Here is a 13,283-nt window from a genome sequence, read left to right as displayed (position 1 = left end):
AACGCCAGATCACCAAACAAAGTAAAATGGGTCAATTATTATAACCCTGAGCTAAGCTTACATGCTGGAATTTATTCAATTATTAAATCAGCGTTACCAAACAGTTTTAAGTCAATCGGGTAATGAGGCTGTTAAAAGTGCTTATCAACAACGTATAGACCAACTGATTTTTACAGAAGCCTTTATACGTAAAGGCCGCTTGATTAACGCGGTACCGGCACAACCCCTACAAATGACGGTAGTAGGTCCAACACAAGCAGGTAAAAGTTCTCTGGTTAATGTTTTGCTTAATAGTAATGATGCCGGCGTCAGTCCTTTGGCAGGTTACACCATTCATCCCCAAGGTTTTTGTCTTGGGGTAAGCTTAAATGATTGTAGCGGTTTACAGCGCTATTTTGGGCGTTTTCAACAGCTACAAAAAAATGCGATTCCCAGAGACCGGCATGACTGTTATTCCTTGGCTGAAACAACGGCGGATTCTGCGCTGTTGCCCCAAGGGGTATTATGGGATACACCTGATTTTGATTCGATAGATTCGGCTGTTTATCGCGAAGGTGTTATCAGGGCGATGGTGCTGGCTGATATTATTATTCTGGTGGTCAGCAAAGAAAAATATGCCGACCAATCAGTTTGGGACATTATGGCGACGCTTGAGGGACTGCATCAGCCAACAGTTATCTGTTTAAACAAGTTGAGTGAAGGTTCTGAAAGCTTGTTGATTGAGTCATTAAAACAAAAATGGCAACTGACCCGGCAAGATGAGTTTCCTGAAGTCGTGCCTTTGTATTATCAAAAAGAAACGGGCTTGCCCCTCTGGCCACAAGCCCAACAAACCTTGCTCAAAGATCTGGCCGGCAAGGTTGATCATCAAAAACAGGCACGTTTGGAACAAAATTTACTGCAAAAACATTGGCAGACCTGGCTGGAGCCGATTATTGCCGAGCATCATGCCCAAAAAGATTGGCAGGAACTGGTTAATGAGGCCATCAGGCAAGCGGTGGAAAATTATCAACGTGATTATTTAAATCATCCGCGTCACTATGAAACCTTTCAACAGGCCTTGGCAGAGTTATTAACGTTATTGGAAATTCCTGGTCTGGCAGGTGTTTTAACCGGAGCCCGTAAAGTCATTACCTGGCCGGCACGGCAAGTAATGAAGCTGGGGCGTAAAAGACTGCATATTGCCGATAGCAGCCAAGAAATTATTTTATTAAAGCAAATAGCCGAGCATGTGTTGATTCAACTCGCTGACCGGCTGTTGGATAATAGTGAAGAAGGTCAGCAACGTTTATGGTGGAAAGAGTTTAGTAGTTTACTGCGTCGTCAACGACAAAGTATTTTGCAGGACTTTAGTGCTGCAGCAAAAATTTATCATCTGGATTTTCAGCAGGATGTAGAGCAAACAGCGCAGGATTTATATCTCAAACTCCAGGAACAACCCCTGCTTTTAAACAGTCTGCGAGTCACCCGGGTCACTACCGATGCGGCGGCTATTGCCCTGACAGTACATATGGGCGGTATTGGAGTACATGATCTGGTTTTTGCACCGGCAATGTTGGCAGTGACTTCGTTATTGGCTGAAAGCGCCATCGGCGGCTATATGCATAAAGTAGAGCATGACTTAAAACAGCATCAATTAAAGACTGTAAAACAGGCGCTGTTTGTGGATAATCTTGGCCTGAAACTGTTGGCGTTGCCGGATCAATTATCACGGCTGAATCATTTTAATATTACTCCTGATCAGGTACAAGCAGCTGAACATCAACTTATAGAAAAGCGCAATGGCTTACGATTACTCTAATTTAATAGAAAAAACCCAACACTGGGCCGATCAAGCTTGCACCGCAGGCTGGCTTAATGCCGATAACGCAGTCGCGTTACAGTATTTTGATACCCGAACGCCGGAAGCCTTGTTTTCAAGCTCCGCTTTGGCAATGCAAGCCGGTACCAGGCCGCTTATTGTCGCCTTTATGGGCGGCACCGGCGTGGGCAAAAGTTCCCTGCTTAATCGTCTCGCAGGGCAGGCCATTGCCAAGGCAGGCATAGAGCGCCCCACTTCACGCGAAGTGACGTTGTTTCATCATCGCAATATCGCCATACAGAATTTTCCGGAGCAATTACCGCTCGCCAAAATTAGTGTTGCGCAACATGATGATGAGACCAAAAAAAATATTGTCTGGATCGATATGCCGGATTTTGACAGTACCGAGCACAGCAATAAAGCATTGGTTCTGCAGTGGTTACCGCATATTGATGTACTTGTTTATGTGGTCAGTCCCGAGCGTTATCGGGACGAAAAGGCCTGGCGTTTACTGCTGGCAGAAGGTGCGCGCCATGCCTGGTTGTTTGTTCTTAACCAATGGGATCGGGGGCAGGATGAGCAATATGCAGATTTTAACCAACAATTGCATAAAGCGGGTTTTGTCGCGCCCATTATTTTTAAAACCGTGTGTACTGACGGGCCTAAAGACGATGAATTTGCCGGATTGGAAACCACTATATTATCTTTGGCGACCGGGCATGTTATTGACCAACTGGAACAACGTGGTGTACAGGTACGCAAAGACGAGTTACAGAAAAAACTGCAAAATACCGCCAAATTGCTAGGTTCCGGGCAAACTTTTCAACAAGTCCCCGCGTTGTGGCAGCAGCAATGGCGAGAAACCGTGAAACTTTTGCAACAAGGTTTTGCCTGGCCGATGAAACAGACGGCCACTTACTATGCAGAACACGCGGCTGATTTAATGAAAAATCCGCCCACTCAGCAAAATTCCTTATGGGATGCCTGGGCACAAGCCCGTTTTGACGATGCCCTGGATGAATTTATTGGCAAAATTGATGAGCAGGGCTTACCGGTTTTGCCGTTTAAACAGCAGATAATCGCCGTGCGAGAAAAAGCGCCTAAAATCATGCAAACACAAACTGAACTGGCAGCAAGGCAAGCCTTGGTAAATCCCGGTAACGCCTTACAGCGCGTGTTTTTAAAAGGCATGCGTTTTGCCGAAATATTTTTGCCGTTGCTGGCCATGACGTGGGTTGGTTATAAAGTATTTATGGGTTATTACACCAGTAACATGGCCGAAAATCACTATCTGGGGGTGGATTTTGCCATTCATAGCAGCCTGCTGATTGCCATGACTTGGTTAATTCCCTATTTTATTTTAAAAAAGCTCCAGCCTTCGCTGCAAAAAAGTGCCTTAAAGGGTCTTAATAAAGGCCTGCTTAACGCTTTTAGCGTGATAGAAACCGAAGTTTTACAGGTAGTCGACATGCTTGTTGAGCAACATAAAGACCAGATAACGCAGCTTTCAGAGATTATGGAACAATGTGCGGCAACTGACGGTGAGCAAAAAGCCGTTGTCGATAGCGACAGTCCTTTAACGCGCATGTTGATGAAATAAGGCCTGCTTGTTAAAGCCATTATTACCAAAATAATAATCGCTGATTTAAGTCATGTAGGTCGGGCACATCTTTTTGTGCCCGACATTCCACGGCTATAATGTTGGGCAACGATAAAGCCGTTTCCCGATCCACATGGCTATTTAACAGTAATCGGCAATACTGTCAGTCCAAACTGCAATACGCTTGGGCAGTATTGCAATGGCACCGGGCAAGTCGTTTTGGTTATATTTCCGACCGGAAGAGCCCTGGAATAGACAAGAAAAAGCGTAAAGCATCAAGAAATGCTCTGGATCAGACAAAAAAAGCTACGGGATGATTAAGCTATACTCTTGGGCAGACAAGAAAATCGTTGAGATTATCAAGAAAAACTCTGAGGCAGATAAGAAAACCTTTCAGGTTATCAAGAATATCAGCAGGGCAGTATAACCCCATCCCGCAGCACTTAAGAAAACCGGTATTGCTGATAAATCAGACGCTGCTGCAGGGCAGAGAAAGTATGGGGTATTAATACTTTAAGTCGATTTTAACTACTTTATCTCCCACGTATGAACATTGCTGATAATTTGCTTTGCCCCGCAAAATAATCTATTATTACTTGCCCTAAAGTGAAAGCGCCTGACTTCAGTGTAAGCGCGTAGTTATCAGGGGTAAAGTAACGCGCAATAAATATCCCCCCCCCCCCCCCCCCCCCCCAAAAAAACTTTTCCGGATCAGCATCTGAAAATTAATGTATTCAGTGGACCTATATTTGACACATCATTGTTAACAACATGCCCACCTTATCGAAACAGTATATTGCTACACTTAAAAATGCAGCGAAAAGCTAACTGCTACCAAAAGATGGGTGTTTGAAGCCCAAGTCACCCTGGATTATTTTTATGCAAAGGCTTATTTGGCTGTAAGGGCCATAGGTTGGGATCGCAAAACGATAGCACTGGGATTAAATGAATTACGCACGGGGATCTTCTGTGCCAATAATTTCAAGGCGCGTGGTAATAAAAAACAGAAGTAAAAAATCCGCAAATGGAAATTGTCCAGTTAATGCCATGAGATACCCTCAGAAAAAAATGAAAGGATACCAGTGTATTTAGTATAGTAGCCCCTTAAAATCAGAATGAAATTTAGGGGTAGATGGCCTCGCTGGACGCTTACGAATCACCTATTAATAATTCGGGTATAGTTTCCGTCGTTCAAAACTCAAAAAGCATTATTAACCTCAGAATGAAATGTTAGAAAAACAACTTAGCTATTGGAAAAATCAACTATTTGGTTTGGGTCTGCTGGAATTACCGACGGATAAGCCGCGTCCAAAACAGCTTTCTTACCGTAGCGCCAAAGAGACGTTTCAATTATCTCCTGCATTAACCAAAGACTTAAAAACAGTAAGTCAAAAGCAAAATGCGAGCCTATTCATGATTCTGTTGGCGGCACTGCTAGTGCTGTTGCACCGTTATAGCGGGCAGGATGATATCGTCGTCGGTACAGCTATTACCGATCATAACGATCAGGGCGCTGAAAACCCAACTGGGCTTTTTGTTAATATGCTGGCATTAAGAACCGATTTGTCGGGTACGCTCAGTTTTTATCAGCTTTTAAGCCGTGTGCAGGAGGTCTGTTTGAGCGCCTATGCTCATCAGGATCTGCCCTTTGAAAAATTGGTAGAACAGTTACAAGTGCCCCAAAATACAAATCGGCATCCCTTGTTTCAGATCATGCTGGTTTTGCAAGATTCGGCATTACCCGGACTGCAATTACCTGATCTGGTGGTTAACAATTTCACTTCCGGTAATGAGATGACCGGCTTTGATATAGCAATTTTGTTAGCGGAAGATGCCAACGGCTTAACTGCCAATCTTGAATATAGCACCGATTTATTTAATGCCGAAACGATTGTCCGACTGGTAGGCCATTTTAAAATCCTGTTGGCAGCAGTAGTCGAGCACCCGGAAGCTGCTATTGCCCACTTACCGTTACTCACTGCATCTGAACTGCAGCAATTATTAATCGATTGGAACGCCACTCAAACCGACTACCCTAAAAATAAATGCGTACATCAACTCTTTGAGGAACAGGTGGCCAGAACTCCGGATGCTATTGCACTGGTCTATGCTGAGCAACAACTGAGTTATCAGATGCTCAACGCCCAAGCCAATCAATTGGCGCATTATCTGCAAACCGCCGGTGTTAAAGTGGACACTCTGGTGTTGATTTGCATGGAGCGCTCCGTTGGTTTGGTGGTCGGATTGCTGGCTATACTTAAAGCGGGTGGCGCTTACGTGCCGATGGATCCTAATTACCCGCGCGATGCTCTGACTTTTATGCTGGAAGATATTAATGCGCCGGTATTGTTGACACATTCGTCACTACTTGCGCAATTGCCTGCCTATTCAGGGCAGTGCTTCTGTTTAGATAATTGCCGGGATGAGATTAATCGGGAAAGTGCCGAAAATCTAGGCTGCAATACGACTGCCGAAAATCTGGCTTATGTTATTTACACATCCGGATCTACCGGGCGGCCTAAAGGTGTTGCAATTTGCCATTACAATATTGCCAGGCTACTGTTAAATACCGATTATGTCCACTTTGATGATCAGCAGACATTCTTATTATTAGCGCCTATTACCTTTGACGCCTCCACTTTTGAAATATGGGGCAGTCTACTTCATGGGGCTCGTTGCGTTATTTATGCTGAACGTATTCCATCACTGCATGGTCTGGAAACCATTATTCAGCAGCAGAAAATCAGTATTCTATGGTTAACAGCGGCATTGTTTAATGCCGTGATCGACGAAAAGCCACAGATACTACGTTCAGTTGCACAAATACTGACTGGCGGTGAAGCTTTATCCGTCGCTCATATACAACGTGCTGTTAAGCTGTTGCCTGACAGTCAGCTGATTAATGGTTACGGTCCTACAGAGAGTACGACATTTGCCTGTTGTTATCCGATCCCTAAAACTATCCCGCCACTGGCGACATCTATTCCCATTGGATACCCCATTGCCAACACTCGCATTTACATCCTGGATAGGCATTTGCAACCGGTGCCTATCGGCGTATCGGGCGAAATTCATATTGGTGGTGACGGATTGGCAAGAGATTACCTTAATCGTCCTGAATTAACTGCTGAAAAATTTATTGCCGACCCTTTCTGTGAATACGGTCAGGCGCGATTGTATAAAACCGGGGATCTGGCACGGTATCTACCCGATGGGGCGATTGAATTTTTGGGACGTACCGATTACCAGATTAAGCTACGCGGATTTCGCATTGAGCCAGGTGAAATTGAATATGTCCTGGGACAGCATCCTGACATAAATGGTGCTATTGTTATCGTGAGGGATGACTCATCCGGCTATAAACATTTGGTCGCCTATCTAACCTATTCACAAGATAAGCTACCGAATATAAACGCGTTACGCCTTTTTTTAACAAGAAAGTTACCTAAATACATGGTGCCTACGGCTTTTGTGTTACTGGATAAATTGCCACTTACCCCTAATGGTAAAGTCAATCGAGCAGCCTTGCCCGCACCGGAGCTTATACACACTGCATTTGATCCATCTTATGTTGCTTCCCATACGCCGATGGAAGCGATGCTAGTCGCTATGTGGTGCGGTATTCTGAAAATTAACTCGATCGGTATTGAGGATGATTTTTTTGCATTAGGCGGTCATTCATTGCTGGCAATCGTGCTAAGCACAAAAATAGAGGCAAAAATCGGTAAATTGGTGCCGGTGGAATGGATATATCAATATCCCACCATCAGTCAGTTGGCCGATATATTGACGCAGCCTATTGGCAGTGATAGCAAAAAAATCGATTCTATCATTACCGGCTTTCAAATTGACGGAACTCAACCGCCTCTTTTTTGGGGTTTGCATGGCGGCCCGGTAGTACCAATGATACTTGAACACTTGGGGGCTAACCAACCGCTTTATTTATTAAATCATCAAGCTCTAGATGGGGTTGAAGCCAAGCATGTCACTATTTTAGAGATAGCGAACTATTATTTGCAGAATATTCAAAAAATAGATCCCGACGGACCTTATTACTTAGGCGGCTTCTCCATTGGTGGTACGATTATATATGAAATAGCCCGCCAGTTATGCGCACAGGGCAAGCACGTTGCATTGCTTTTTATATTGGATCCTTCTGGGATAGGCTATGATGATACCGATGAGGATTATCTTAAGCAAAAAATAACGCTAAGCAACGAATACAAGAACTTAAAAAGAGCAGGCTCTATGGCTTATTTTAAGAACCATGTTAGAAAACAATTGTTGCCTATCATCATAAAAACCTATTTCAGTCTGAACATAGCGTTACCCGCGCGTTTTCACTGGTTTTATATGTTAAGTATTTATCGATCCGCGAATCAAGGCTATCAGCATAGGTTTGTTCAGGATGGCATGGAAAACGCTATCATCGTTCATACAAGCCATCGTGAAATGGACGATTGGATTGCTGTTTTTAACGGTATAGTAAGGATCTACCGTATTGATTGCTGGCACATGGAATTATTAGAGTTACCTTACCGTTTAACCTGGTTAAAAATACTCAGTCAGGTGATTAAAGAAGCGAATGATAAGCCTCTGTAGGCGGTCCGTTTTTTTATGTCTTGAATATTGGTCGGTTCGTATTTTGATTCGTCAACACTGTTCCGGACACAAAGTTAAGCAGACTTTAGCTGCATTTCGTAGTCCGCTGGCGACAAATAGTTACTCCTCGAATGACACCGTTCACGATTATAAAACATCGTAATGTATTTAAATATATCCTGCTTAGCTTCAGTTCTGGTTTGATAGTGCTGATGATAAACCAACTCTGTTTTCAGGGTATGAAAGAAGCTTTCTGAAAAGGGGCGGGTAAACTGAAGGTAACTGCTCCCTTAGTTTCTCACAGAACCGGACGCGAGACCCTTGAGCTTAGGAGACATGGTGTCCGGTGGTGGCCAAGATGCCAAGCTTAACCACTACCTTCAAGGAGAAAACTTTATGAACCGACATCTCAGGCTACGCGAGGTCATCGAAACGGATATCCTGATCTTCTTTGAGCAGGAACTCGATCCAGAAGCCAATTTCATGGCCGCCTTTACGGCCAAGGATCCAACTAACCTGGAAGCTTTTACCGTACATTGGAGCCGAATTTTGGCGGATACAACGGTGATCATCAAGACCATCGTCTTGGACGATCGGGTGGCCGGCAGCGTCTTGAGCTATGAAGACAACGGCAAAACCGAAGTGAGCTATTGGCTTGGAAAGGAATTTTGGGGCCAGGGAATTGCCACCCCGGCGCTCCGGGAGTTCTTGGCGCATGTTAACCAGGCGCGCCCTATCTATGCCCGGGCCGCCAAGGATAATCTTCGCTCGCTCCGGGTTCTGCAAAAATGTGGATTCCTCGTCATCGGCGAGGCGAAGGGGTTTGCTAATGCCCGCTGCCAAGAAATTGAGGAGATGTTGCTGGAGCTTCGGGGAGGCGACACCCCATAGGGTCAGGGCAACCGCATATAAATTTCATATCGAAAAAATCACATTTTCTTTGAATTAATCATTCAATACTTCGGACCAGCAATTATCATTATGACGTTAATGACCTAAAATGGCAGACCGATTCCTATTGTAATGGTCAAGTAAAACCGGACACTTTCTTAAGTAGTCTTCTTGTAAAATTCTCGTTCAAATTCCAGTGGGGATTGGTATCCTAATGTTGAATGCAATCGTTTGCCATTATAAAACGCCAAATAATCAATAATACTCAGCTTTGCCGCCTCTTTAGCTTTGAATTTTTCGTAGTTTAGTTGCTCATGTTTTAAGCTTCGAAAAAATCGCTCGGTCGGCGCATTATCCCAATAATCACCTTTACGGCTCATGCTCTGCTGCATCTTCATTATTCCTAAATGACTTCGGTATTCATGGCTAGCATACTGGCTACCCCGATCCGAATGATGCACCAAGCCTGGTTCAGGTTTTCGCCGCCAAAACGCCATTTGTAAGGCATTAACACACAGTGAGGTACGCATGTTATCGGCAATGGACCAGCCCACTACTTGCCTGGAAAATAAATCAACGACAATCGCGACGTACAGCCAGCCTTCAAGAGTCCAGACGTAAGTAATATCGGTCGTCCAAACCTTATTGGGCGCAGCAACATCAAATTGCCTGTTTAACAGATTGGGAGCAATCGTCTCATTATGATCGCTATCTGTAGTCACTTGGAAACGTTTTGGGTAGCGTGGTTTTAAGCCCAATTTTTTCATCAATTGCCTTGCTTTATAGCGCCCGACCTGAATATCTTCTTTTATAAAAGCTTCCGATAAACGGCGAGAACCGTAAACGTTCTTGTTTTCTCCAAATAGCTCAATCGCCTTAGCTTCAAGCTGTTTTTGCCGTATTTTTTTGTCAGTATCTTTAGGCATTTTCGCCCACGCATAAAAGGCGCTGGTACTAACCTGCATTACTTTACATAGCACGGTAACTGGAAAAGTCTTCTGTTGCTCTCGAATAAAACCGTATTTTATTGGAGTTCTTTCGCAAAGAAGACTGCGGCCTTTTTCACCCTAAAGGGCACCTTGTAATATCTCGCGCTCCATTCGCAATTGTTCAACTTCTTTGCGTAAGCGCGTTAACTCATCTTGATCGATTAAGTTCAAAACGCTTTTCTTGATCGCCGATGGTGACGGCGATCCTTGTTCGGCTCTCACCCATCGCCCAATGGCGCTAAGGAAAATACCTAGATTATCGGCTGCTTGCTTTTGTGTATAGCCTTTTTCATTAACTAACTTGGCCGCATCTTGTTTAAATTCAATCGTGTAATTGGGTCGTTTTTGCTTAGTTTTATTACTCATATTCACCTCTGTTGACATTATAAAGCTGTCTTTAGAAGTGTCCTGTTTAATTAAACCATTTCAATTCAAAAATTCTGGATAGTAGGTCTTTCGTCATTTGTAACCTGTTTAAATTTTTGATAATCAATTTATTGCCTTTATTTCGTGTCTTTCGTCAACAAAAATAACGACTTATTAGCTTAAGTAGGCACAAATAACATTCTTTGAAAGGATGCTATCTGTAAAATCGTTCGGCTGTAAAGGGGAAGTCCCGTCGGGTTAGCGATAGTGTAACCCGATATTTTGCGCGAATGTCTGGGTTACGATTAACCCCTAAGCCGACATGGCTTATATGGCTGGGATTTGAATTATCTACCGATAAAAGAAGTCGCTAATATATTAGCTGAAATTCAGAATCGTAAACCTTAAAGCCAATTCGCTTTAGGCAATTCATAGTATGACGGAGTATGAACGCAGTCCTGAACGTTTCCATGACATGCAATAATTTAATAATAAGGTCGAAGCCCAATCGTTTTGAAAATCATTAATTTCGTTGACAAAGCCCCATTCAGAGTTATGTTGTGTTTGGACAAATGGTTTTAATTAGACATGATGTGGAAAACAAGCGTGATTCCCAACGTGAAGATGGTGACTTAGACAACTTATCCCAGATACAAAAACTCCAAGATAAACTGGCGAATGTTTCCATAAAGTAATGACAGAATTAGTCAAATTGCCTGGCATTGACAATTGGAAATAAAAAAACTTTACCGCAACCTTCGCAGGAACAAACGACTGTGATGTAAGTGCTGCCTGTTTCGAAGATGGATTAGATAAACGATTTTATTGGTATTTTTTTAAAAGCTTCGATTGGTATAGTCGATAACTGAATCACAGGATTTCGAGTGAATACTTCAAAACAATTTTACTGCCGGTTACTGATAAACGTCGGCAATTCAATGGCAATAATAGGGTGCATAGCCTTAATTTTTGGGGCCATTGGATTATTTCCCTTAGAGACATTTGCATTGGGGCTTTCATCGGGCATACGGATCATTGCGATGGTAGCAATTAGCGGTTGTTTAGTGAGCGCCATTGGTTATGGCATTTTGGACTATTTTGATTATTAGAAAATTAGGAGAATTAGCATGTTTAATAAATCAGATTACTTTATAATTTTAGCTGTGATGATATCGTTTTTTGTTTCCGCGTATTTGTGGTTTATCGTCAAAGATGCTCACCAGGCGATATTTACAGCAATTTGGATTCCATCCATTTTCTGCTTTGGCATCTATTTTAGTGCCTGAACGAAAAAGCCACTTTTCAAAAAAACCAGCTCAACATCCGGAAATATTTTTTGGAAAAATCTTTCCGGAGTGGAACAAACGACTTATTTTCTGATTTACCATCAGTTTTTCAGAATTATTTCTAATAATCACAAATTATAAGCGCACCTTTCCTGTGGATAACCTGTTGGCTGTTCTCAAAAAAGCGTCAGGCAGCTAGTTTTTGTTGCTCGTTAACAAGCCTTAGCCGTTCCATGTCGCGTTTAATTGTGCCGAGCTTTTGAATGTTACGCGATAACACGGCTAAGCCAACATAACGCTCGAAGGCTTCAATGCCATGATCAAGGCACTTATCCAGCCCATGTACTTCTAACGCATTAATAGCCGATTCTACGGCGGAATGTTGCTTTTTTGCCTGTTTAAATTCCGCGGTGTATTCACGATTCTGGTCGGCTTTGGATAGCTTGCCTTTTTTGGGTAAAACGACTTGCTCAAGGAGGGCTTTCAGGTCGGTTTGATTGGCCGGACTGTGGAAACCTTTGTCAAAGCTACAGGCGTTAAAACTTGGGAATTTTACTTGAGTCGCTTTAACCATCGGCACGGCGACTTTGTCGTCGGTAGTCTTTTGCATGACTTGACTGTGCAATATAAAGCCCTGATGGTCTTCCATGATACAGACCCGCAAGCCCAGTTCAACCGGGACTCCGGCTTTGCCTTTGCTGATCCATTCGGTGTGGGTCTGGAACAGGGAAAAGACTTTTTCATCATGGGGAATGGTTTCTCCTTGAATAGCGCGACGTCTAATCTGCTCGATTTGACGTTCGGCATGCAGGCTAAAAGTGCTCAGATCGGTAAGCAACACTTCTGGTATGTGAAAGTGATTTTTTAACGTCAACATACTGGCTTTAGTGCGCTCAAGATAAAACCCTGCCAAATCAATATAGTCCTGGTAGGCCTGTTTGATCTCAAGTGCTTTGGCGGCCTTGATAGCGTCATTTTTTGACGTGGAATGTTTGAGTTTTTGCAGCGTGCGATACCGCCTTTTAAATTTAGACAGGTTGTGCTTATGCAATCGCCATTCAGGCAAGGCATGTTGCAAGCTCCATTTGACGCACGTCCGAATCAGAATCCGGATCGCATCATGCAGTAAACTGATATCGGTTGGAAAATGCACGTTGGTTTTTAACACAAAAGAATCGCAACGGCCTCTGATCAGCGCATGAATATCCAGATCCAGTAATTGATAGCCGGCTCGAATAACTTCAGTACTAATACGCGCCATGATCGCTGGCGTAAACAGCTTGAGATTGTCTTTCAAGGTTTGCAGGCGATAGCGTTTGTCGGCATCAAAGCAACCAAGACCGAGCATTTCACGTAGGGTGTTATGCTGATTGGCCAACTCCAGAATGCGATCATAGTCTGTATTCAGTCCTACGCGTAGCGATCCTAACACCAAAATCGACCATTGATTCATACCGGGGCGGCCTTTGTCGATGGCAACGATTTTTGTCACTTCGGCGTCAATTTTAGTAGGCACCACATCCTCCAGTATTTTAAAAACAGCATCCCTTAATGGCTGAGTCGTATAAATGTGTTGCAAGCCCAGCAAGATGATCGGAATGTCATCACGGGAGGAAACATCTATTTTGATATCAGCAATATCGCGTTGACCGATGCTCATTTGTGGAGAAAATACCTTTCTCATCGGGAGTTTTCCAACGAGAATTTGAAAGCTGAGGCGCTTATCCGGGAGGTAGCTTTTGCCAAGC

General features: G+C 43.5%; 8 protein-coding genes and 2 pseudogenes. 5 read left to right on the top strand and 5 right to left on the bottom strand.

The window, feature by feature from the left end; genetic code table 11:
- Nucleotides 1–61 precede the first annotated feature (61 nt).
- The 4 genes from KKZ03_RS17345 (at nucleotide 62) to KKZ03_RS17330 (ending at nucleotide 8,003) form a co-directional block, all read left to right on the top strand.
- A complete protein-coding gene (locus tag KKZ03_RS17345; protein ID WP_243218039.1) occupies nucleotides 62–1,801 on the top strand; it encodes a GTPase in 1,740 nt (579 codons plus the stop codon).
- Nucleotides 1,782–3,401, top strand: coding sequence for a GTPase (locus KKZ03_RS17340; protein ID WP_243218038.1), 1,620 nt, complete (start codon nucleotides 1,782–1,784; stop codon nucleotides 3,399–3,401). The genes KKZ03_RS17345 and KKZ03_RS17340 overlap by 20 nt, the downstream gene beginning before the upstream one ends.
- A 98-nt stretch (nucleotides 3,402–3,499) precedes the next feature.
- A complete protein-coding gene (locus KKZ03_RS17335) occupies nucleotides 3,500–3,718 on the top strand; it encodes a hypothetical protein (RefSeq protein WP_243218037.1) in 219 nt (72 codons plus the stop codon).
- A gap of 910 nt (nucleotides 3,719–4,628) precedes the next feature.
- Nucleotides 4,629–8,003 (top strand): amino acid adenylation domain-containing protein, encoded by a 3,375-nt coding sequence (locus KKZ03_RS17330; protein WP_243218036.1) that lies wholly within the window; start codon nucleotides 4,629–4,631, stop codon nucleotides 8,001–8,003.
- A 74-nt stretch (nucleotides 8,004–8,077) separates the two neighbouring features.
- Here KKZ03_RS17330 and KKZ03_RS17325 read toward each other — a convergent pair.
- Nucleotides 8,078–8,257: pseudogene (locus KKZ03_RS17325) on the bottom strand (IS3 family transposase); the annotation flags it as partial.
- An 82-nt stretch (nucleotides 8,258–8,339) separates the two neighbouring features.
- Between KKZ03_RS17325 and KKZ03_RS17320 the strand changes: the two are divergent.
- The gene (locus tag KKZ03_RS17320; protein WP_243218035.1) at nucleotides 8,340–8,894 is read left to right on the top strand and encodes a GNAT family N-acetyltransferase; all 555 of its coding nucleotides are present in this window, start codon (nucleotides 8,340–8,342) and stop codon (nucleotides 8,892–8,894) included.
- Between the two features lie 158 nt (nucleotides 8,895–9,052).
- On the opposite strand, the pseudogene KKZ03_RS17315 reads toward KKZ03_RS17320, so the two are convergent.
- From KKZ03_RS17315 to KKZ03_RS17300, 4 genes and pseudogenes are all read right to left on the bottom strand, one after another.
- A pseudogene (locus KKZ03_RS17315) lies at nucleotides 9,053–9,940 on the bottom strand (IS3 family transposase); the annotation flags it as partial.
- Nucleotides 9,941–9,961: 21 nt separating this feature from the next.
- Nucleotides 9,962–10,249: a transposase gene (locus KKZ03_RS17310; protein WP_243218034.1), complete on the bottom strand. Its 288-nt coding sequence runs from the start codon at nucleotides 10,247–10,249 to the stop codon at nucleotides 9,962–9,964.
- Nucleotides 10,250–11,153: 904 nt separating this feature from the next.
- Nucleotides 11,154–11,324, bottom strand: a complete 171-nt coding sequence (locus KKZ03_RS17305) for a hypothetical protein (protein WP_243218033.1) — start codon at nucleotides 11,322–11,324, stop codon at nucleotides 11,154–11,156.
- A gap of 398 nt (nucleotides 11,325–11,722) precedes the next feature.
- Nucleotides 11,723–13,219, bottom strand: coding sequence for an ISNCY family transposase (locus KKZ03_RS17300; protein WP_243216937.1), 1,497 nt, complete (start codon nucleotides 13,217–13,219; stop codon nucleotides 11,723–11,725).
- Nucleotides 13,220–13,283: the final 64 nt, after the last annotated feature.

The sequence above is a fragment of the Methylobacter sp. S3L5C genome, from assembly GCF_022788635.1.
Taxonomy (GTDB): domain Bacteria; phylum Pseudomonadota; class Gammaproteobacteria; order Methylococcales; family Methylomonadaceae; genus Methylobacter_C.
The sequence above is the reverse complement of the archived record's forward strand: the minus strand, read 5'-3'. Positions and strand labels throughout refer to the sequence as shown.

Excerpts from the sequence above, each read along its gene's own strand:
- KKZ03_RS17345 (WP_243218039.1), top strand. The coding sequence starts at position 62 with ATGCTGGAATTTATTCAATTATTAAATCAGCGTTACCAAACAGTTTTA.
- KKZ03_RS17340 (WP_243218038.1), top strand. The coding sequence starts at position 1,782 with ATGGCTTACGATTACTCTAATTTAATAGAAAAAACCCAACACTGGGCC.
- KKZ03_RS17335 (WP_243218037.1), top strand. The coding sequence starts at position 3,500 with ATGTTGGGCAACGATAAAGCCGTTTCCCGATCCACATGGCTATTTAAC.
- KKZ03_RS17330 (WP_243218036.1), top strand. The coding sequence starts at position 4,629 with ATGTTAGAAAAACAACTTAGCTATTGGAAAAATCAACTATTTGGTTTG.
- KKZ03_RS17320 (WP_243218035.1), top strand. The coding sequence starts at position 8,340 with ATGGTGTCCGGTGGTGGCCAAGATGCCAAGCTTAACCACTACCTTCAA.
- KKZ03_RS17310 (WP_243218034.1), bottom strand. The coding sequence starts at position 10,249 with ATGAGTAATAAAACTAAGCAAAAACGACCCAATTACACGATTGAATTT.
- KKZ03_RS17305 (WP_243218033.1), bottom strand. The coding sequence starts at position 11,324 with ATGGCGCTCACTAAACAACCGCTAATTGCTACCATCGCAATGATCCGT.
- KKZ03_RS17300 (WP_243216937.1), bottom strand. The coding sequence starts at position 13,219 with ATGAGAAAGGTATTTTCTCCACAAATGAGCATCGGTCAACGCGATATT.